We start from the raw sequence: 23,587 nt of genomic DNA on the forward strand, positions 1-23,587 counted from the left end.
AATATATATTTTTTTAGAAAGTAATGGTTGTTTTTTTATGAAATATCGACATCTTCTTCTCCTGCGTTATCAAAAGAAATTGAACCTAACCAAAGGCACTTACATGTGCTTCCGTCATCTAAAGCATTCATACTATTGATAAAAACATCTGAAATCCCAGGTGTCCAAGGTGTTACCGTACATGGTACGCAAGGTGCTGTTGTTGTTGCGCCACTTGAAGAAGCTATTACAGAAGATACTGTTGGATTGGTTGTTGAAGAACATTCTCCAAAAGATAAGATATTAACTAACGGAATATAATCATTAATAGTCGCCGCAGGCATGCTATCAGTATTTACCATATTTACTGGTAACACTGTAAATGTTGATGATGTTGATCCGAATGAACATGAAATCGATGCTCCACTACATGCTAAATTTGCCATAATTCGATTTTTTAATTAAATGTTTTATTTGATTTTTGATATTCTCTTTTAATTCCAGTCATAATATTTTTATAACTGATTTTCTTTTCTCCGCTTTCTGCAGCTTTAATTGCACAATAGCGAAGTACATTAATCATTTCACCTCCAGACATTTCATATTTCTTCGCTATTTCATCTAAAACATCTTCACCTTCACTAATTTCAAAAGTATTAGCAAACATTTTAGTCCACAGAATTTTGCGTTCTCTATATTTTGGTTTTGTAAAATGAATAGTATTTTGAAAACGTCTTAAGAACGCTTCATCAATATTTGTTTGAAGATTTGTTGCTAGAATTACCAATCCGTCAAAACTTTCTACACGCTGCAATAAATATGCTACTTCTTGATTTGCATGTCTATCGTTCGATGAATTCGTATTTGTTCTTTTACTGAATAAAGCATCGGCTTCATCAAAAAATAAAATCCAACCTTTAGAGGTAGCTTTATCAAATAATTGTCCGAGATTTTTCTCAGTTTCACCTATATATTTGGAAACAATCATAGATAAATCTATTCTAAAAACAGGTGTATCAATTGATTTACCAAGTAATGTTGCTGCTAAAGTTTTTCCAGTTCCTGGAGGTCCATAAAATAAAACTCGATATCCTGGTTTCAGGTTTTTATTTAACTTCCAATCGTTTAAAATTAAATTACTGTGCTTTAACCATTGTTTTACTTCTCCTAGTTGAGTTTTAGTACTAATTTCTAACACTAAATCTTCCCATTCTAAATTGGTTGTAATCTCTTCTGCCGGAAACTTAGAATTATATTTTGGCACAAACTTCTTGTGCGTTATAATCAGATTCAAATATTCTTCAGACAAAACTAAAGGTTCATTCAATAAAATCGGATGGTTTTGAGCTTTAAGAATTCTTTCTTTATACAATAAACTACTGTCATAAATCATGTGCATAAATTGCATACGAATATTGAGATTATCAGCTCCTCCTAGTATAAAACTAACCGTTTCTAAAGTTGGTAAAAATCCTATTTGTTTCTCATCTTTAATCCCTCCAAACTCAGAAAAATTTGCATCGATTGATTTATTTTTCAGTAGAAACAAGTCTAAACTTTGCGGTTTTATATATCGCGCTAAAGTCATAATCAATATCAAACGTTCTTCGAACACTAAATTATAAGTTCTTAGCAACTGAGCATATCCAGAAGTATCATTCTCTTCTACAAGAGGCATAGCGACTTCTTTTACACTACGAAAAACGGTATCGTTCTCAAAATATAAAGCTAAGCCTGTTTCAATAACAGTTTCTAACCACGCTATATCTTGTTGAAGTGTCGATTGAGTTTGTGTTATTGTCTCCATATTGTTTCTAATAGTTTAGGCATCCAGTTTAATTTTAATTGTCCGATCGTCCATGGAATATGATCTAATAACATGTCAAAAGTTTGTTGCTCTACCATGAGTATAAACTTTTTTTCTTCTTCAATAACACTTCCCGATCTAGCAAGAAAAGATACTCGAAGTCCTTCTACAGAAGTGTTTCCTAATGTACTCCATTGTTGAATAATTGCTTGCAACATACTATCGATGAGTTCTTTTTCTTCATCTGCTAGTGTTACTTCTTGACGTAGTGGTTCATAAATATCTACTCCACAAATAATCTTATTCAGTAACAGAATATGTTCATCAACTTTAGTTGTTCCCGTCACAGTATACTGTAAAGCAAACATTCCTTTTTGTCTAGAAAAATCATCTTTAAATTCTCTGTTCTCAGTTAATCCCATACGCGAGAATAACATCGGAATATATGGACCTAAAATTATCATTCCAGCATTTTCAATAAAAACAGCTTCATCCATATTAAACTGTCTTTCTACCTCAAATGGAGTATATGATCTAGCTTCTTTTTCTAAAATTTCATCTTCAGCTTTTGATAGCACTAATAACTCTTCGTTTATTTTTTTTGAAAAATCACTGTTGGTTATAATTACTTGTCTTATGATTTCTACTTTTGAAACTGTAGCACTTTTTTGAATTGAAGAGAAACTATTGAAAACAAGTAAACTCCAATCTTTCACACTCCAATTTATAGTTCCTTTAATAGCTATTTGTAATAAAACACTGTTTACAAAACGATTCCAAATCGTTAGATAATTACTCGTATCTAATAACTTTCTAATCTTTTTAAATGTTTCAAAAACAACCTGTAATTCTTGATGACTTACTGTAGAAAATAATATGGTAATTAATTCTTTATGTAGTTTTATTGTTAGCTTTTCTAACAATGCTTCTCTAAAAGAAACCTTCTTTAAATAAAACTTTAACTCTTGCGGCTGATTTTTATAAACATTAGTTACCAACTGAATTAAAACTTCATTTTCAGTAGTATCTACAACACTTTTCCAAGATGTAGATTGCATTATCTTTTGAAACTCTTTTGTATAGACTTCACTTGGAATTGAAACCTTTTTCGCTATCTGTTTTTCAAGTTGTTGAAGTAAACTAAAAGTAGTTGTGTCATTTTTTATTCTTTCTAAAACAAAATGATATACATCTGATTTAGCTATGCTAAAATTATTTGAAAACGTTTCTACAAAATATGCTGTAAATGCTTCGATTTTTATCGTTGGATTTTTCAACACATAAGAAAGAAACAATAGTTTTAATTCTTTCTTTTGCTGAAGTGTGATCGTGCTAATGCTTGCAATATCTTTATATAAAATCGTATGGAATACTTTTTCTAATTGAAAAACTGTATTTGAAACTGATGTGTTTAACACCTTGATCAAGGTAACAAATGTTTCTTCTGAAATTGTATGTACAATTGTACTTTGATATTGAGATCGTTTAAACCAAACTTCTAACTTTTTTGGTTGAGTATGTAATACTAAATCTATAAACTCTTGGAGAGAACTTGTTGTCGTACTTTTAAACCACCAAGGTAATTTGACTGAGTTGAAATAAAATTCTACTACATCTAAAGCATACTGTTCTTTTAACTCTTCTTCGTAAAGAGTATTAGATTGATTTTTATTGAACTGTATTCTCTTTAATATTTCGAGAACAAATTGTGGAATCTTTGCTGTAGCAATATGTTTTTGAACTTCAAATAAAATAGCTTCTTCTTTAATTGTGTATTTCTTTGAAAAAATCTGAAGTATTTTTTTTACTTCTGCTTCTAAACTATTATTTGTTCTATTAAAAAGCGCTTTTTTAATACTCAATAGTAATTCGTTATATGCATAACTCGGTATTTGAACAAGAGCTTTTTCTTCAGTAATTGCAATATTCTCAGCCTTATTAATAGTAGTGTTCCCCTCTTGGTTTTTGAATATATTTTCAACTCTAACTAATACCTCCTCAAGTTTTTTATCGGTATCAATAAATTGAATTAAGTCTAATAATTCAGTGATAATACTATTGGAATTTTCACCTTTTATTTGAATTTCAGACAGACGTTGTTCTAACCAATTTTCTAAAGTAAACTTACTTACACTTCTATTTTTTGAATAGACTTCTAAAAGAGTAATTATTAACTTTAAAGATGTCATCTTAACATCTTTCTTTAAAATTCCTTCTTGAAATGCTTCGAAAGAAATTACATTTCGCTTTGTATAATATGCATATAATTTTGTTGCTACTGTTGTGAAACTAATTTCACTGGTTTGAGTTGTTTGCCTAGTTATATTTTCTGTACGAATTTCTTCTAAAAAAATATGTATTGCGGTTTGCTGTTGTATTGAACTCGACTTCGAATTATATAATTCAAGTATCTCTATAAAAGCTGCATCTAGAGTAAATACTTGTGCTATTTGATAAAGAAACTCTTCAATTGTATTCGAAGTATATTGCTTAGTAGCTACATATGTTCTAAAAATAATTCTTCCGATATTATTTTCTAACAATGCTATAATTTCAGATGGTTTACTCTTGGTTACTGAGATATTTTTTAATGTTTTAAAAAAAGCTAATGTAGTATGAACTACCTCATTCGTTGCTTCTTCTACTATAGCGTTTAGTAATTTTTCTCCAAAGAACTTTTCAAAGAAATTAATATGTCGATCATCTCGCTCTATAAACGCATAAAAGTTAATGTAGAAAAAATTAGGTTGTTCTTTTATCAACACTTTTAGTTCTTTTGCAAAAAGAGTTAGCGATGTAATTTTAGCATGTATTGGTAAACTTTTATGAGCTAAAAAATATAGAAAAACATCTGTAAACACTATTGATTCTTGTGAATCAACAATTACAGTTTGACCTGTAATTTCTTCTTGTAATTCGAAAATAATACGATCAAAATTCGGAATCGTACTTACTTGTTTGGTTTGTAAACCTGCACTCAACTTTTCTAATAATACTTTGTAACTCAAATTGTACTTTGCAGCAACTTTTCTGGTTAAGTATTTTAAGAAATGTTTTTGATTGGTATAACCTGTAACTTCAGTAAAAACATAAGCTAAAATGATTTCCCATAGTGCATCTCTAAAGTAACTCTGATGTGTATCTACTAAATGATATTGCTTCTGATAATTGGTAATATCGTTTCGTGACTGATTGATAAAAACACCTTCGTCATTTTTTATCGCTAGAACTATCTCCTCTAAATAAGGATCTTCTAATTGCGATATCATTCTCCTTCGAATATATTCTTTTTTTCCTTCGTTTTTTAAAGCTTCAGTTAATGCTTCACGATCTTCTTTTAAAGCTTCTGAAAGTAATAAAACTGGATTTTTAGATGATGGTACATCCCATTGTAAATATCCGTTTCTAAGAAAATATAAAAACTGATTGGCATAACTTTTATCAATAGATTTTCGCTTTCCTTTTACCAAATTTCCTCCATGAATATTCTTCTTAAAAAAGCTTTCTAAAGCTTCTTCAATCTTATATCCTAATTCTCGATCGAAATTTCCTGCTGTAATCGTTCCTAAATCTAAAGTGATTTCATCATATTGATCTAAGTATTTTGGTGAATGAAATTTATCCATCACCTTTTCTAGAATATGTTGAATACTATGTTCTTGAAGTTTACTTATTCGCGATTGATAAGCATAACTTTTAGAAGCATCATCTAATTCTATTTGATATTGCTGACTTTTAATGATATGTGTTTGTTCATTTTTCAAGCTTCAGCATTTAGTTTTTGTACTATGGTAATAAGTTCGTACGCATATTCATTAATTTCTTCTTGAATTGCTGTATCAGGATTTTTAATCTTTAAGAGTTCTAGCCATTTGAAATAATAGCTTTCGAAAATTTGTACATCGTTAAATGACAACCAAAATAAATCTGATCTAATATGTATCGGAAGTTCTTCGTAAACGGTATTTTCGAAAAACTTTCGAAAATTTTCATTCTGAAAACGAACCGACCAAGATGGCATCATTAGACTCATTCTGAAAGAGAAAAATGTTTCATCAACAGGAATAGTTCCGTAAAAAACAAAACATTTTACAATCTCTTCAATAGTTTCTTTTTCAAAATTTACTATTGATTTTTTAAGTTTTTCAATACTATTACGTAATGGAAACTCTGTAAGTGAATCGTTTTTAGAAATGGCTAAAACCTCTCCCCTTTCATTTCGTATCGATAATCGATAAGCTCCAGTAATTGATTCAACTGAATACAAAACAATATTGTTAAGCATGCCTTCAATTAAATCATCAATGTTCTTATCTCTTGCTTTTAAACTTTTTTGATTCGGGTGAACTAAAACAAGATCTAAATCTGAATCTAACTCAGCTAAATCGAGTTCAAATCCAAAATAATCTTCAGAAAAAGATGGCAATAACATTGTATGTTCTAACACAAAAAATGTTTCACTTTTCTGATTTACAATTAATAGAAAATCAATTACCTTTTTTACGACTTCTATTGCCTCTTCTCTTCTTTCAGAAATATGAACTATTGTAGATTTTTCGGTCTCTCCTCTATGTAAAATGTAGTATAAATCTTCTTCTCTATTTCTTTTGATTGAATAATTATCAGCATTAATTCCGTGTTTCAATACATGGTTTAAAACTGTATATTCTTTTCCAACAAAATGAACTGCTTCAAAAAGATTTTCTTTAGTATTATCATCTTCAACAACCACACTTACCTCTTCAATTTCAATATGTAATTCAGGAGTATCAATTTCAATTTCCTGAATGATAATATCTAATTCGATAGATTGTGGATGAATTAAAATTCCTAATTCTTCGATAATCTCTGTTACCGATATGTAAGATAACTCACTAATTCCTGTAAGCAATGCGATCTTTTTAAATACTCCAGGAATTTCAGCGTAATTCTCGAGCGTAAAATCTGTTTCTTCTATTTTATAGTTAAACGATTTTGCTCTGTTGTAACTAATTCCTCCATAAGCGCGAATAAATTCTTGCTTTACTGCTAATAGATATTCTTTAAAAACTTGTTCGGAAATTACACCTTGGTAACTCGTTGTGTTTATTTTTAATAAAGAATAGGTTTGAAAAGATTCGTTGTATCTCACTAATAATTGATCGGCAACTTTATTTAATCGTTGCGATGCTTTGTTATCGAAAAATCCATTAAGATCATTCGTTACAATATCCCAATATCTTTTCGTTTCTTCAATACTAAAATTAGCATCTTGAGGTTCTATTAACTCTAGTATTTCTTGAATATCTGGAAGACTATTGGTGAAGTATGAAGTATCTAAATTTCCATGAACATCATAGAGTTTATATATGTTTGAAAGCTGCGCTAAAAAATTTATAATTAACTGATCGAAAGGTAACAAATACGCTTTCAATTGTTTCGCTTGTGCTTGTCGTAACGGACTTGCAGATGCACTTATTCCTCTATCACCAACACCATAAAGTTCTGGTAATTGTTTTCGAATTGGATAATGATAATTAATATCTTGAACTTTTCCTTCTGGAATAGCTATTTGATTTTGAGAATTTGAAGCGGCTTTAAACTTACTTGCATCTAACGCTTGAATAAAAGACAATTGTTTTTTGGTTTGCGTTAAATTTGGATGAAAAGAAACTTCTGAATTTTCAAAAATTATATTCGTGTTATTTGAAGGAAAAGCAGCTCGTGCCGTCATATTTTTAGGCACTTTAAAGTTTTCTTCAATTACCTGTTCTTTCTTCGTTTCAGGATTTATATAACTCAAACTAAAATAATTGATGTTAACAACACCTTTTATTTTAGAAATTACTTTAATAATATCTGATAAGTTAATTACCTCTAAAGGATCTTTTAAACTTTCATCTTTTATAAATCCGTTTTCTAAAGAAGGGCCATTAAAAATTTCATTTGTAGATAATCCTTCTTTTCTAAGTTGATCTAAAGAATGGTAATTTATTTCTGGTGCTAAAAAATTATTTACTGTATGTAAAATATTTGCTAGCGCTTCTTCTCCATCAATTTCATTAGTTAACACAATTCTAAATTGCATTGCTAACGATAATGGTTTAAAAATTTCTATTCCATATAAATCTTCACACAAATTTCTGTTTTCGTGATATATGTTTGTAATCTGTGCTTTTATATTTTCATTTTCAGCAACCTCTTTTTCAGGATCTGAATGATAATTATATTTCTCTACAAATACATGAAGTAAGCCTTTTAAATTTTGTAGCTCTTGCTCGTAATCATCTACAGGATAAATCCATACATTTTTCACATTTGGAATTAAATCTATCCAAAGTTTTCTGTAATCGTTAAATGTAATAGGACTCGTAGTTAAAATATCTGAAGCAACAAAAAAACCATTATCTCCTGAAGTTAATACCTCACCTTTAGATGAATGTAATAAATCTTGTATTGGTAATTTTGCCTTATGTGCAACTTCTGTAATTGCATATGAGATATTTTCCAAGAGTGTTACACCAGGATCGTGTTCGTTATAATCTGTCCATACTTCACCACTTAGTTTTTGAAGAATTTCTAAAGCTTCCTTATGTAATTCTTCATATAAACTAGTTCCCTTCTTTCTTTTAGAAATGTATCCTTTGTTATCCATACAATACGCGCTACGTCACCTTTTCAAAAATTAAATTTGATTGGGTTTCGTTACAGGTTCTTAAATCAATCTTTATTAAATAAGTTCTCCATTTCGTTGCCCCACAACTTGGTAATATGATATTTGATATCTATATCTTTACCGTAATTAGATTTTGTTTTTAATTGTAATGCATAGTTATATGTTGATCCTGTAAAACGGATCGCTATTTTATTCCAAAACCAACCGTAATGTGCTTGAGTTTTACGAATCTTATGACGTGATCTTCCGAAAGTACTTAGTGCGTGTGCATGTAATAAAGCATATCTTCCAGTTTTCTCTTTCCCTACTTGTGCCATAATTTCGAAAGCCATACAACCATCTAAATCTGTAACGATATTATGCCATTCTCCATCGGCAGGAACAGTTCCTATTTTGTAAGTTCCGATACGAGTATTTGTTCCTAAAACACCATCGACTTCTAAAGTAGTTCTTGGTTTTTTCGTTCCTACTCCAACTTCTCCTGATTTTTGAAATGTAATTACGGGAGTTTCTTCTGTTTTTGTTACTGGTGCAGCAATAGAAAGTGATTTATCTTCTTGCTGATCTAATCCAATGCTCCACTGTGGTAATTCATCTTCAACATTTTGATAAAAGCTCATTACTCGGTTTGATTCTTTTCCTTCAGGAGAAAGAATTAATCCGTCTTCTTCAGTCTTAGAAATACCATCATCTACTTTATTAACCATGGCATCAATTAAACTAAAGAAATTGCTTTCTTTAGGTCTTGCGCCTGCTGCAAAAAGTACTTTTAGACTTTGTCTGTTTAATAACTTTATTTTCAATGTTTTTATATTTAGTTGTTTTGGCTACTTTATCTTAAAACTCAAAATAGAATTTGATTTTTGTTCTTCTTGAGTATTTATTTTATCCTCTGTTTCTTCAGTAAGGTTTTCTTTAGGTTTTACTTGCTCTTCTTCATAGATATATTCATCATCTCCAGCAATTATGTAATCTATTCCTATTCTGAAATTCTGACTCTCGATTTCTTCTATAGTTTCTTCTTCTAAAATTGAAGACACATAAATATTATGTTTCAATTTTGGAACCAACATCGACCAAGGTTTGGTTGGTTTTATTTCTTGGTTTTCTTTATAAATTTTCAATGAAAAATCATCTAATCCCTTTTTTACAACATGCTCTATTTCTAGTTTTTTAATATTTTGTATGTAAGGCAAATTTTCTAAATGACTTTTAAGCATTCTTGGTACAACTGTTCCTCCAATTCCTTCTACATTAGTTTCTTGATTGTGAGAAACCGGACATAAATATTGATTTAACTCTTCATTTAATTCTTGTATGTAATATCCGCCTTGATCTTCAAGTTCAAATTCTACGATACAGGTTACCAAAAGCCATTCAATTGTTGGATTTTGAACTTTAATTTTTATAAATGAATTGGCTTTACTTTTTACAAATTGTGCAATAACATTTAATTCGTTAGCATTAAAATAATGATGCTTATCGTACTTCCATTTTTGTGATAAAACAACTAAGGTTAGTTTTCCTGGTTGTTGTTTAAAATGCTGATTTAGATTGGTACACTTTACTGCAGTTACTTCGTGAAAATATTGCAATATTAAATGTTCGTAATCCCAAATAGTTACTGCTCTATCTTTATGGCGTAATCGTTCACTTACTTCGGTATAAAACAATTCTGGTTTTGTTGGAATTTTACCTCCGTAAGAATGCTGTGGCTGAACAACAGCTTTTATTTCTGGTATCTTTTTTCCTAATTTAACAATACTTTCAGCAGGTACTTTTTTACCAACAACAATATCTTCGGTACTTATACAACTTGCCATAATAGCATTCGGATAAATACCTTTTAGCGTAGGATATTTATATGCATTGTGAGTCGCTACAAATCGTATTTCAAGTTCCTTTATTTTATCGTTGCTATTAATCGCTGGTAAAAGAACTTCTATAATTCCTGATTTAGTTAATTGATTTGTTCCATCTGAAACTAAATTCTTTGCTGGTAATCGTAACCAACGATCGGCATTTTTGTATTCTACTCGTACCTCATGTTCTTCTTCAAAAAACGATGGTATGTTATTCATTAAATCAAAAAACAATGAAATTGTACTTTCCGATTCAACATTTTTAAGTTTCACATACAAATAACCTTCTCCTTCTAAATCGCATACAATTGTGTCTTTATATACTTTACTGTCAATTACAGTTCTCTCCAAACCGAAAGGTGTGATATGAATAAAATCACCTTTTAAAGTATCTGTATTTCCATCGAAAGCATTATTAAAATAAATAACGTCTTTAGCAGTATAATCTAAAGTTAGTTCTTTAACTGTGGGAACAAAAGGCGGATTAGGAAGCGGTTGTGATTCGTTATTTCTAGCATTATTTGTTGCTATTTCTGCATAATCTTTCCTGTATAAATCTTGTCCGAATACATTTTCAGGTGCTATTAAAGTAAACTTAAAAAATCCGTTATTACTGTTAATTGTATACGGAATTGGATCTTTTAATTTATAATCTCTTGTAAGTCTATATTGATCTAAATTCGTAAGTTGTATCGTAGTTTTCTTAGCTAACTTTTCACTTGCATAACCTTCTGGTGTTCTAGTTGGATATGTTGTAAAAAGAGAAAATTGCTCTCGTTTACGTTCTTCTCTCGGAAACCAATATCCATCCGATAATGCAGCTGCATCAATTTTAAAAGATGAATTATAAAATTTCTCAGAATACTCTTTATAGTAAGTTTCAAAGCCTCCATAATTATTCGGTACACTTTCCCATTCAATCTGTAAATTAATATCAGTCAGTTCTTTTTGATATAATTCACTTTTACCCACTAACAAATTACTACCAAGTTTTGGAGAATTTCCGAATAAATGAAATGGTTTTACTAACGAAACCTTTCCGTTGTTGTTATACACTGATAAGTTCTTAATTCCAGAAACAGCAACATCTATCGTTAATCTCTCTAGTTTTAAACTCTTAAAAAATGAATACACATAAATTGGTGAAACTTCAGATAATAATATCTTAATCATTGGCCAACTATATTGTTTCTCTGTTGAAGAAATCGTTACAGATGGCATTGTTGTAGCCAATCGAATACCAATACTGAATGTATTTAAAGCTTCATCGAATTGAATATAATAACCATCGACTGTTTTCCATTTATCTTTTGTTGTATAAGAAATAAGAAAAGCTTCTTCAAATACAGAATTAAAAACAACATCTAATGGTAAACCTCTATTGGTTGCCATTTCTCGTAATAGTTTCCAAAAAGAATTATCTGCCGATGCTGCTTCCAATTCGAATGTTATTGTAATTTCTCGTTCGCCTTCTTCTAGGAATAACACCTGAGAACCAATTATAAAACCAATATCAGTTCCGTTACTTTTAGAAACTTCAGAACCTATAATTGTATTTTCATCTGCTCCGAATAATCCATAAACCTTTGTTTTATTTGGTTTTCCATTTGCTACAATTGAATTGCGGATAATATTGGAAATTATAGGTTTATTAGTTCCTATTTTTATAAACGGACTTTTACTTAAATAGAAGTTTTGTATCGTTGGTATTTCAACAGGAACAGCCAATAATGGCTTTATCGTTTCAAATAAAACATTCTTTTTACTATCGAATAATTTACCTGCAATTAATGTTGTTTTTTCTGGAATTAAAGCTCCTTTAGATTTCGGAGAAAGTTCAAAACATACTACTGTTTGAGTAGGAATTCCTTTGCTTGGTGTTTGCTGTAAAACCGTTTGGTAATAAAAATCTAAATGTTTTCTTCCTAAGTCGTTTATTAAATCTTGAATCTTTTTGAATAAGATTGAAAAAGTAATATACATTGCATTATTAGGAAGATGATTTTTCTTAGAAAAAATAGTCGTATTCAAATAATTCCTAGTGAAATTCTGAATGTACAATACCATTTTTCTAAATGTATGCGCTGTTTCTTCTATATCAAAATCTTGATTTGAAGATTTTTCAGCATATTGCTGTAATACAGATGCAAATGAATTTTCTGTAGTATTTTCAATTTCTATTTTATGAAGCTGGCGATGTAACTCTTCCTTTTTTTCTAAGAGTACATTTAATAACACGTTTCTAATTTTATCTGCTAAAACCTCTTCCTTAAAATGAACTAATGTATGATACCATTGCTCTATTTTAACATACCAACTTAATAGAATATTAATAATTTCGATCGGATATTTTCCTTCTGTTTTAAAACTATCAATAGGTTCTTTAATAATTCCAATAATGTAAATTACAGGATCTTGTTCTATTAAAGCTTTCCAATTTCCATCAATGATATTTTCTGTTGAATAAAAATTGATATGTTCTACATAAGATACGATATAAGCTAATAAATCTTCAAAAGTACGCTCATCAATTTCAAACCCAGGATTGAGTAATTGTTGATGTATTCGTTGACTTTGTATGGTCCCTTTTCTCCTTTCTCTCATTTGATCTCTTAACTAAATATATCCTCTACTTTTTATTTTTCGAGTTATGAAGTGCTACTAAATCAGCCAAAGTTGTTGGCTGTTTCGCTGGTCTTTTATATAATTCTGGTATATCAGTTCCTTCAACTTTATAGTATGGAAACACTAAATTGAATCTTGTATTTGTTGATGGAATTTTATAATCTAGGTTAATTTTAATTACTCCATCTAAATATTGAGATTCATCTACATATACTTTGATTAATTTGATTCTTGGCTCAAATCTTAATATCGCTGTACGAATCATCTCAGTAATTAAGTGCATTCTAGAATTAGAAATCGAATCGAAAAGATAAGTGTAAATATCACAACCATATCTCGGATTCATAATTCGTTCTCCAATCTTAGTATTCAACAATATTTTTAATGATTGTCGGATATCTTGTTCGTTAGAAACCATTTCTACACCTAAAGAACTTTCTTTATGAAACGTTGGAGGAAAACTCCAACCCGTACCTAAAAACAAATTATGTTTCTTAATATCTTCTTTTAAAAACTTCATATCTTAATTAAGATTTACTGTTGAACCACTTACGCTTGTTGTTCCACTACTACTTAATGTTGCACTACTTCCGCTTAATTCTAATGAGTTTGAAGCAGAACCTGTAATTCCGCCAGAGCTTGTGATTGTAATATCGTCACTATCTGATTGTATTGTTACAGAAGCTCCTTCAAGTGTAAGTGCATCGGCTGCTTTTATAGTCATTGCAGATTGACTTTCTATAGTAATTCCATCTCCATTCATTTGTATCTGATTACTATTTTGATCGGTAATCGTAATACCTTCATCTTGATCACTAAGTATTATTGTATTTCCATTCGGAGTTAAGATTGTCATTACAATATTTTCATCATCAAACTGCATTTGCATTTGACTTCTCGTAATTAATCCTTTTAGATTATTATCACTATCTCCCGGAATTAATGTTTCAGCAGGTGGCAATGCGCTACTGTACATACTTCCTAACACTACTGGATATGCTGGATTTCCATCAATGAAACCTAAAATAACCTCATCATTAACTTCTGGATAGAAATATGCTCCGAAAGAATTACTCGCATAAAAAGAAGCTAAACGTGCCCAAACAAATTCTGTAGTATCGTTTAACATTGGTATTTCAACTTGTACTCTATATTCTCCTCCGTCTTCATCATAAACATCTTGTACAATACCAACTTGTAATCCTTTTACATCTATTAAACTTTCTTTGATTTCTGGTTCTGAAGGAGCTGCTTTTACTTTTTGATCATGAAATTCTGGAGCAACTCCAATTTGAACTTCGGTTGTCCATTTCCCACCACTTAAACTATGATGAACATTAGACACATAGGCATCTCCGTTAAATGCATCTCCTAATCCTGTTAATGAAATAAGTGTATTTGGTTTTACTTCAGCCGAACCTGGAAATGTTATACTTCCTCGAAACTTAGACATTCGCAGTCGTAATAACAACGCGTCTGAAGTTTCTTGAGTTTCTTCTTGCGTGTAAGGAACCGAAGTAAAAATAGTGCTGTCGGTATCTGTTACTGCTTCTAAAGTTGATTCATCTGCATCACCTTGTTCATTCACACTAGGTTCACTTGCTTCTGAACTAACTGTTTCTTGATCTGATAACGACCAAGAATTATATGTTATAGAGTTTAATTGTTCTGTAGCTTCTAGCTCGATATCCATTTCCATAATATCTCTACCGTACTCTAATTCTAGTACAGCTTCGCTATCTACAGTAATTTCACTCACTGTTAATGTTCCGTTATCGGTAACAACTGCCATTCCGTTACGTTGAGCTCTACTAACTATAAAGTCCCAATCACTGGCTTGGTATTGTATAATTTTTTCTTTGGTAACAGAAGTATCACTTATCTCTGCTGTTACTCCAGTTGTATCAACTATTTGTTGTATAGCATCGCTATCTAACGAATCTGATAGCACAACCTGACTTTTACTTTTTACTAAAGAAACTAACGAATCTTTACAAGTTATTTGAAATGTTGTTCCCGAATCATCTACTTTAATTGACTGTTTCGTTACTTCCCCAGAAAAAATCGTTGTAGTATCGTTCGCATAACCCAACGATATTTCAATAGCATTTCCGATTTCAAATGTAGAAGTATCTGATATTTCAAACATTTGAGTTGAAGGATTACCATCTCTAACTGTAATTTGTGCTTGAGCTATAGTATCTATCGCTTGTGTTATACTTACACTCATAACACCATAAGAATCTGGTATTGCATCACCTTCTGAGGTAATGGTAAATGAAACTAAATTGTTTCCGCTTATGATTGGTGAACTTGCCATTTTAGGTTTACTTTAAAGGAGGTAAATACAATTTTGTTCCTGGACTTAAATCTCTAAAATTTAAAATATTATTATACTCAGCCACTTCTGTATAATAACTACTGTCACCATAAATTTGATAACAAATTAATGGCAAAGTATCTCCTTCTTTAATCTCTATAAAGTGAGTAAGATCGGGAGATTGATTGTCTGCTTCTGAAGCAATATCATCTGCAGAAATTGAACTTTCAAACGCAACACTTAATTTAGCTCTTAACGGAGTTCCATCGCTCTGGAAAAGTGTGTATGAAATATTCAATGAGGTTAGTTTACATTTAAAAACTAATGTTCCCCAAGAAAGAATTAAATAATTAGGTTCGTGAATACTTCCATTATAAGTAAAACACGTACTTTTAAAAGTATCTATTTGATCTGAAACTGAAGTTGAAGAAGATAACAAACTACTTAAACTACTAGTACTTATTGCTCCTGTTCCATCAAAATAAATATCGAAAGATACTTTCTCTGGCGGAGTTCCCTTATACCAAGTTGATGTGCCTGGCGAACCTACTGGTTGAAATTTATTGTATTCAATAGTATGCTCGTGTGTATAAGAAGCAGGATTAATTTGTACCGTACAACTATCTCCTGTTTCACTTGAAAATTCATTATCTGAATAAGCCGTGATCGTCATTAAATCCTTAGACATCTATCGTTCCTTAAGTTTTTGTAGTTGTTTTTTAACTTCTTTTTTACACAAATTACTTAGTGTTTCTTTAATAGCATCCATATCTAAATTATTAGATGTTGAGGCTATAGTTTCTTCGACCTTAACTTTAATTATTAATTCTCTTATTTCTATAGGCATAGTTATATTACTAATGAATAATCGTAAGACAATTCTAAACTTTCAATTAAGATTTCATTCTTCATTGAATCTAAAGGAGAAAATTCCCACTTCACTGGCCATGCATTAACTAAACTCCAGTTTTTTATAGGAAAACTATCTTCATCTAATAAACTCACAATTACTGTTTGTGTAATTATACTAGAAGATAAACCACCTGCAATTGTAGCTTCGCACCATAATGACAAAGCAGAGATACTAGATGTAACTCCGCGTTTTAAAACTAAGTTTTGATATTTTGCTCCTGTGGGCACACGATGTTTATATCGGTTTTCTCCACCTTCAGCAATTTCTTCAATCCCCATTTCCATAGACAAACCCGATACCTCCTTAAAAGAAGTATCGGCTAAGCCTAATTCTAATGGAAATGTTAGTCTGAAGTAAAAACCTGGTAATGGGTAATCACTCATATATTAACTATTCGCTATCGTTAAACCTTCGTGAGCTAACTCTAAAGTTTCAACTGCTACTTCGTTTGCTTCAGACTTTAAATCTGTTCCTGTAATTTTTGTTGGCCATGCATTTGTTAATGTCCAAGTCATTGTAGGAGAACCTGTTTCATCTAATAATTTGATAACTACAGTTTCTCTTTTGATGGTATTCATTTTTATAGCATCGTACCATTTCCAGAAATTATTATCTTTTACAAAAACCCCCTTCTTTAAAGTAACGTTACCAAACTTTGCTAATCCAGGCATTTTAATAGTACTAAAAGTTTTACTATCTCCATGTCTGTACTCTACAACTTGAGTTTCTGTATCTAACCCTGAAACTTCTTGAAAAGAAGCTGTACTATCTTGTGACCCTAAACTAACTGTAAAATAAAATTTAGTTAACGGCCAAATTGAGCCTTGTACTGATCCATCATCTGCCATAATATTTAGTTTTTAAGTGGTTAATTATATTTTTAGATATACTTTTTAGTTAGAACTTAAGTATATCGAATTCGTCTTTATTGATTAATTTATTTCTGCATTTCTTGTTGGAACGTAATCTCGATAAATTCAGCAGGATGTGAAACTGCTACTTTAACAGCTACAATCATACGTCCGTTTAAAATATCATCTGGAGTCATCGTGCTTCCTAAACCAACTGTTACAGAAAAAGCATCTGCAGGTTTAGTTCCTACTAATCCACCTTGATTCCATAATCCTAATAAGAAATTAGAAATCATACTCTTTACAGAAACCCAAGTTTTAGCATCGTTTGGAGCAAAAACATAAGCACTAGCAGCTTCTTTTACAGATTGCTCGATGTAAATTAATGTTCTTCTTACGTTGATATATCTCCAATCGTTAGAATTTCCGTCTAACGTTCTTGCACCCCAAACTAAAACTCCTTTACCAGGGAAAGAACGAATTGCACAAACAGATTTACCATCTAAAGGCATATTTAAATCTTCTTGAGCTTTTAAATCAATCTTAATTGCTGGTGAAACAACGCCTTGAACACCAACGTTTGCTGGCGCAATCCAAACACCTTCGTTATTATCAACAGTAGTGTAAATTCCTGCCATTGCAGCACTTGGTGTCATTAAGTTTAACTTCTCTAACATATGCTTTAATAAAAGCTTGTATGAAGAACTTAAATTTTTAAGAACTGTATCTGCTTTATCTCTTGTAATACCATCTGCTCCTGGCTTAGTTGCGAATAAAGCATTGATATATTTTACGATTGGATTTGGAGAACTTGTTCCTGTTTTAGAATCTACAACATTTGGAAATTCAGCATTAAGCATTGCTTTAACAGCTGCATAACTTCCTGCTGCAATATTATTATAAGAAATATCTGTTAATTGATTTACTGTAGTATGTAACCAAGGATAGTAAACCGCAGCATAACTATTAAATTTAGGTAACGTAGGCTCAACTGCATTTCTAAATGCTTCTACACTTGTAGTTCCTACTAATGGTTCTTGATATCCTCCTGGAACATCTAAAAGAGCTACTCTAGTTGCTAAATCTCCACAGTGGTTAATTAATTCCCCTTGTAAAGTGTAACATAAAGCATATTTTTTAGCCATTTCTGTTTCTGTAGGATCCATTAACTCAACAGCATCTGGAATTACAATCATTGTTGGCTCAGTTTCTTTTTCTAAAACTGTTAATGCATTTGTGAAAGGATCTGTAGAAGTTAATCCTGTTAAAGAATAATCGTATCCTCCAGTAGAAACTATATAACAAGTACCTCCTCCATTTTCATAGAAAAACTTAATTGCACTGTATAATCTATAGTTTACTGTGCTTGTTGCTAAACTATATCCGTTAGCTCCAACAAAAAAGTCTGGAGTAGCTGCTGGTTTTGCATCTGCTGCTGCTGATTTAGATGCATCTCCTTTCTTTTTTGAATCTGTAGCCGCTGCTGCTGGTTTTGCTGCTGCAGTCGCTGCAATTTGATTTACACTAAATTGAATTTGTGGAGGCTTACTTCCAAAAATAGCATTAAACTCAGCTAAAGATGTAATTCTTACAGCTTTATTCACTAAGTCTTTACCGTTGTAGCTAGTATTGGCTGTATACCCTATAAATGCGGGAATAGCCGTTGGAACTGGCACAACAGCATTACCAAATGCATCCAACTCTTGGATATACACTCCTGGTGTCTTCATTTCTGTTACTGACATTCTTATAATTTTTAAAGGTTAGACATAAATTATAGATTGAGAATAGTAACTACTCTCGTTATCTTGATTGTTTTTAATTTTAATAGATGAGGTATTAGGAACAGGTAACTTCATCTCTTCCTCTAGTAAAGTATCGGAAAACTGATTTACATATTCAATTTTTAAAACAGAATGTTTTAGTTGTTTTTGACTAAATGCAATTGGATTTGTTGACGTAAATACATACGATTCTCCTAAGCTTTCGATCACTTCTTTTTTCTCTGCTGCATTATACTTTTCTTCATCAATTCCTTCTATTTTAATGTTCTTAATTTCTATTTTTTTATAATCGGGCACAACAACTACATATTCTCTGTATGTTGCTCTGGCTTTAAAATTCACTTTTAGTACTGGAGTTCTGTTTTCTTTAATAGACTCAACTGCGTTTTTCATATTAATATGAACCATAGCGTAAAGATTCTGTTTCGGAATCTCAGTTGTTCCGTAAAAAGTATTCGACAAAACGTTATCTATCCATAACTCATACACACCATTTCCGTAAGCTTCAATATCGATACTAGTTGTTCTTTGATTCTCTGGTGAGATTATTTTGTAAATCTCTTTTCCTTTATTTCTTACTGAAAGAACAACTTCTTTTTCTTTAATAGTTTCTACTGCAAAGCGTAAAGAATATGTTTCTAATATTTTTGGTGATACCGATGAAGTCTCATTAAATCGATTAATTACATCGTCGTTTGTGATATACTGAACTGTATTTTCTTTTTTGGGTAATAAAACATCTGTGTAATTATCAAAATTCACATCAGCATTCAATAGTTGAAAAAACAGATCTTCAGCATTATTTAACTCTTCCCACACCTGTTTTGTATCTCGTGTATTAACATGGAAAAGAAACTTATTTGCAATTTTCTGAATCTTGATACCATAATTTTTCAATATTCGAGCAGTATACTGAGTAGGAAACAAATCGAAAACAGTGCACTCGTTATTTTGAAAATAAGAATGTACTATTTCTAATGTAAACCAATGTTTATACATACTACTCATAATTATCTTTTTTGTGTATTAGTATCTAAATTTCCTACACCAGCAATTTGCTCTTTAATTTGTCCTTTTTGTATATTAATCATTCGTATTTTGTATACAATTGAAGGCACATATTTAGCTCCAATTCCGCTCCAAACATGACTCAGTTCTTGAACTGGTATATTGTAAATCTCTAGGATTAATCGTTCTATTGAATTATCTAATTCTGGGTGACTTTGAGATGTAAATACTTTTGAAGTTTGGAACGTACCAATTACCGCAGATAACATTTTTAACGCTTCTATATAATTGTTAGAGTTATAATTTGCTGAAACCAATAAATGCATATTAAGATATATTGGCGGATTTACTTTATTGAATGATCCATTGCTTGTACCCACATATTCTTGTCGGTATTTTATATTTTTTTCTTGCTCTAGATTGATTACAGACAAAATGATTTTATTCTCTATATTTTGAGTAATACTTCCATCTAGATTAATAAGACTACTAACCTTTACAATTTCTTCAGTAAGACCAAAGGACATCTTTAGTTCTTTGTTCAACAGATTACTTATAAATACTAATACCTTATCTAACATTTAAAATTATTTTTTATCCTCTAATGAATTTTTTATTGCTGAAACCACCATTCTTGAGAAATAGAGTCCGACTACACAAATACCAAACACAACTCTAAACAATGGTTGTTCATGCGTTATGATTTCTGAAACCTCTTCTATATCTCGAGAAACTTCTTCGTTCAGAATGTGCGCATCTGAACTTATTACATATGATATTATTAATGCTGTAGGTATACTTATTAGTAATACAAACAACGACCACAGTAATTCTTTAGAGGCTATTTTTTTAACTGCCTTTACTATTTTTTGCGCTTTACCAAAATCTTGTTTTACAGCTTTTTCGTTCATTTTATTATCTGTAATTATGGTAAATCTTTTTGTTTTTTATCTATCAATTTATTCACTAAATAATATGTGTATACACCTAGTACAAATCCAATAATTAATATGACACTTCCATCATTTAAATATCCTTGCATTCTAAAAACAACAATTGCAATCAACAAAACTGTTGCTGTGTAATATTTCTTTAAACTTGAATTATTGAAAAAGTTATTTCTTGTATTTGGTGAAATAATTGCAATGATAAATCCGACACAAGCAAAGAATAAAACGAAACACATTACGTACAATAGAATTGTTTTGTAATTGGTGATATGCACTAATTTCTTCTCAACTTTATTTATCTTACTATTTGGATCTGTAAGTCCTAATGTATTTACAACTTTTGAAACCATTGACGGACTACTACTTTGTGCACCAGAACCAGTACCATTTGATCCGTTTGAAGTACCATCGTTTCCCGAAGTATTAGAAGATCCAGAAGAAAACCATCCGCCAGATCCTGAGTTAAAATTGGAACCTGAAGAACTTGTTCCGCCTGAAGAAGACAAATCATTTCCGTTTGATGAAGCTGGAATTGGTTTCGCAAACTCATCACGTATTATCTCCCAAAAATCATTGTAACCTCTGTCGTAACCTAAAGCCCATAATCCTAAACCTCTAAGTTTTTGATCTTTGATTAACTTGGTTTTTATCTTAAAACTCTCATCGTTTTCAAACCAACATTGTCTGTATACATTTTTACTTCCTTTGATTTTATATACACTGTAAGCACTCTTACTTATAGGCTCTATGTAAACAGCTTCATTCTTTTCTATATTGGTTTTTATATAACTAAATGTTCTGCTTCCTATATACTTTTTTACTTTAGATTTTATATCTAAGTTTTTAGTTTCCCATAAACTTCCGTAAGTCGGTAAGGCAAGAATTATTTTAGAACTCGGAATATGTTCAGTGTAGTATTTTACAGAATTTGTTAAGTTAAAAGGTTCCCAAGTTTTACCACTAGTTAAAGGAGCAACCGGACCAGCAACTTTACTTCCTTTTCCGTAATAATCGTATCCCATGATAACAAAGCAATCTATGGCTTGATTTATCGCTTTAAAATCTATGGCTTTACTCCAATTTACATTAGGCACCGTAACGTAAACCTTGTACTTATCGTTTGCACTTTTTAAACGGTTAGAAAGATTTAATAAAAAACTAGTGTATTCGCTTTTTTCATTTTTAGAAACTCCCTCAAAATCAATACAAACTCCATCAGCATTTCTTTTAGCTAATAATACAATAAGGTTTGTTACTAGCTTATCTATCGCATCAGAATTCTTAAGAAATCTTCTGTTATTTCTAATTCCGAAATTACTGACGGTTAGTAATACTTTTTTTCCTTGTTGTGCTTGAATTGAATCTATTAATCCTGTTGTTTCCCAATCGTGGGTTGTAATTGGATCTCCAGTTTTGGGATTTACTTCGTAGGAAAAATAAGCAACTGTTGAAAGTAATGAGAAATTAATATGTTTATAATAGTCTTTTTCCCAATATGGATACCAACCAAAAACCTCGTAGTTTAAAGCAAAATTCTTCGAAGTTTTTAAAAAAGTGTTTTTTACTTTACCTGTTTCAAAAGCAAAGGTTGGTGACTTTTTATCTTTTAATACTTTATGATGTTGATGTATGAATTTTCGAGCTTGTTTAGCTGAATCGTTATGATGGAAGATACTTTGTATGAATTTCCCAATCTTACTTTTTTTCTTTTTAAGCTTAGAAACTTCTTTTGTTGGAATAGTATCAATACGAACTGACGCTTGTAATACTTGCACTTGTATTACAAAAAATAAAATTAAGAAAGTAAACTTTCTAGTCATATTGATTAACCCTGTTTTAAACTAATTCTATTTTACTATAATATCACGCAGCTAACAACAATGGATATTCCATTATTATTTTGCACGTAATACAATAACATAAGAACCATTCATTTTTATGAATGAGATCTTACTAATACTAATTATGTTCTAGATAGATGAATTATTTTAAAATAGATTCAAGAGGTATTGAAGTCTTAAATTTATTTGGTTGTTTTTTCGGGGCAATTCTATATATCTAGGAATTGTTGGGTAAATATAATTAAATTTTGAAAAGTCTAACAAATTATTACTACTAGTTCACATTTATATTTTATCATATTATAAATACTTCATTTTAACCATAAAAAAATCCCACACATTGTGCAGGATTCTTTATTTGTTTATGGTAAGAATTACTTCTTTGTTTTAATAGAACAACCGATAGCTTTAGTTTCTGTTTTTGTAGGCATATCACCATCTATTAAACTTAAAATCGCTTCTTCTACATACTTAACGCTAGCATTACTCGCATCTCTTGCATTGTTATCAATTGCTCCAATGTAAGATAAAATAAAGTCTTTCTTTTTTCTTTTTAAAATAAAAGTATGAGGTGTTTTGGTAGCTCCAAATTTTGGATACACTTTTTGTCCATCATCGAATAGATATGGAAAAGTAAATCCTTTTTCTTTAGCTCTTACTTTCATAGATTCATAATCATCCCCTTGAGAAACACTAGGGTCATTTGGATTTATTGCTACAACTGGAAATCCTATTTCCTTATAAGTTTTGTCTAAGGCTATAATTCTATCTTCATACATTTTAGAATACGGACAATGATTACACGTGAATATCACTACTACTCCACTAACATCGTTATAATCACTTAAAGAAACCATTTTTCCATCGATGTTCTTTAATGTGAAATTATCTACTTTATCTCCTATTTTGTATGCACCTTTATCTTTTGTTGTAAAAGCAACAGTAGCCACTAAAACTAGTACGGCAAATATTGATTTAAAAGTTTTCATAAT

General features: G+C 30.7%; 18 protein-coding genes. All 18 read right to left on the minus strand.

Annotated features, from left to right (window positions below):
* Positions 1 to 35: 35 nt before the first annotated feature.
* On the minus strand, positions 36 to 425 hold the full coding sequence (locus Q1A15_RS14925; protein ID WP_299625635.1) for a DUF4280 domain-containing protein: 390 nt from the start codon (positions 423 to 425) through the stop codon (positions 36 to 38).
* 11 nt (positions 426 to 436) lie between these two features.
* Positions 437 to 1,786, minus strand: a complete 1,350-nt coding sequence (locus Q1A15_RS14930) for an ATP-binding protein (RefSeq protein WP_299625638.1) — start codon at positions 1,784 to 1,786, stop codon at positions 437 to 439.
* Positions 1,774 to 5,550: a contractile injection system tape measure protein gene (locus tag Q1A15_RS14935; protein ID WP_299625641.1), complete on the minus strand. Its 3,777-nt coding sequence runs from the start codon at positions 5,548 to 5,550 to the stop codon at positions 1,774 to 1,776. The genes Q1A15_RS14930 and Q1A15_RS14935 overlap by 13 nt, the downstream gene beginning before the upstream one ends.
* Positions 5,547 to 8,420 (minus strand): hypothetical protein, encoded by a 2,874-nt coding sequence (locus Q1A15_RS14940; protein WP_299625644.1) that lies wholly within the window; start codon positions 8,418 to 8,420, stop codon positions 5,547 to 5,549. Before Q1A15_RS14940 ends, Q1A15_RS14935 begins: the two co-directional genes overlap by 4 nt.
* A 65-nt stretch (positions 8,421 to 8,485) precedes the next feature.
* A complete protein-coding gene (locus Q1A15_RS14945) occupies positions 8,486 to 9,244 on the minus strand; it encodes a hypothetical protein (protein WP_299625647.1) in 759 nt (252 codons plus the stop codon).
* Between the two features lie 24 nt (positions 9,245 to 9,268).
* Positions 9,269 to 12,907 carry a hypothetical protein gene (locus Q1A15_RS14950; protein ID WP_299625650.1) on the minus strand — a complete coding sequence of 1,213 codons (3,639 nt, stop codon included), beginning with the start codon at positions 12,905 to 12,907 and terminating at the stop codon, positions 9,269 to 9,271.
* A 25-nt stretch (positions 12,908 to 12,932) separates the two neighbouring features.
* Complete coding sequence (locus tag Q1A15_RS14955; RefSeq protein WP_299625653.1) at positions 12,933 to 13,448, minus strand: GPW/gp25 family protein; 516 nt, start codon at positions 13,446 to 13,448, stop codon at positions 12,933 to 12,935.
* Positions 13,449 to 13,451: 3 nt separating this feature from the next.
* Complete coding sequence (vgrG, locus tag Q1A15_RS14960) at positions 13,452 to 15,248, minus strand: type VI secretion system tip protein VgrG (RefSeq protein WP_299625656.1); 1,797 nt, start codon at positions 15,246 to 15,248, stop codon at positions 13,452 to 13,454.
* 7 nt (positions 15,249 to 15,255) lie between these two features.
* Complete coding sequence (locus Q1A15_RS14965; protein WP_299625659.1) at positions 15,256 to 15,936, minus strand: LysM peptidoglycan-binding domain-containing protein; 681 nt, start codon at positions 15,934 to 15,936, stop codon at positions 15,256 to 15,258.
* The gene (locus Q1A15_RS14970) at positions 15,937 to 16,095 is read right to left on the minus strand and encodes a DUF5908 family protein (RefSeq protein WP_299625662.1); all 159 of its coding nucleotides are present in this window, start codon (positions 16,093 to 16,095) and stop codon (positions 15,937 to 15,939) included. It abuts the gene before it with no gap.
* Positions 16,096 to 16,097: 2 nt separating this feature from the next.
* Positions 16,098 to 16,544: a phage tail protein gene (locus tag Q1A15_RS14975; protein WP_299625665.1), complete on the minus strand. Its 447-nt coding sequence runs from the start codon at positions 16,542 to 16,544 to the stop codon at positions 16,098 to 16,100.
* A gap of 3 nt (positions 16,545 to 16,547) precedes the next feature.
* Entirely contained in the window at positions 16,548 to 17,009 is a 462-nt protein-coding gene (locus tag Q1A15_RS14980) for a phage tail protein (protein ID WP_299625668.1), read from the minus strand.
* An 89-nt stretch (positions 17,010 to 17,098) separates the two neighbouring features.
* Entirely contained in the window at positions 17,099 to 18,757 is a 1,659-nt protein-coding gene (locus Q1A15_RS14985; protein WP_299625671.1) for a phage tail sheath C-terminal domain-containing protein, read from the minus strand.
* Positions 18,758 to 18,775: 18 nt separating this feature from the next.
* A complete protein-coding gene (locus tag Q1A15_RS14990; protein ID WP_299625674.1) occupies positions 18,776 to 19,804 on the minus strand; it encodes a hypothetical protein in 1,029 nt (342 codons plus the stop codon).
* 2 nt (positions 19,805 to 19,806) lie between these two features.
* Complete coding sequence (locus Q1A15_RS14995) at positions 19,807 to 20,385, minus strand: DUF4255 domain-containing protein (protein ID WP_299625677.1); 579 nt, start codon at positions 20,383 to 20,385, stop codon at positions 19,807 to 19,809.
* A 6-nt stretch (positions 20,386 to 20,391) separates the two neighbouring features.
* Positions 20,392 to 20,715 carry a hypothetical protein gene (locus tag Q1A15_RS15000; protein WP_299625679.1) on the minus strand — a complete coding sequence of 108 codons (324 nt, stop codon included), beginning with the start codon at positions 20,713 to 20,715 and terminating at the stop codon, positions 20,392 to 20,394.
* A 14-nt stretch (positions 20,716 to 20,729) separates the two neighbouring features.
* Positions 20,730 to 22,574: a glycosyl hydrolase family 18 protein gene (locus Q1A15_RS15005; RefSeq protein WP_299625682.1), complete on the minus strand. Its 1,845-nt coding sequence runs from the start codon at positions 22,572 to 22,574 to the stop codon at positions 20,730 to 20,732.
* A gap of 395 nt (positions 22,575 to 22,969) precedes the next feature.
* Positions 22,970 to 23,584, minus strand: a complete 615-nt coding sequence (locus Q1A15_RS15010; RefSeq protein ID WP_299625684.1) for a thioredoxin family protein — start codon at positions 23,582 to 23,584, stop codon at positions 22,970 to 22,972.
* Between the last annotated feature and the right edge of the window lie 3 nt (positions 23,585 to 23,587).

It is taken from the genome of uncultured Tenacibaculum sp. (genome assembly GCF_947495995.1).
In the GTDB taxonomy this organism is placed as follows: domain Bacteria; phylum Bacteroidota; class Bacteroidia; order Flavobacteriales; family Flavobacteriaceae; genus Polaribacter.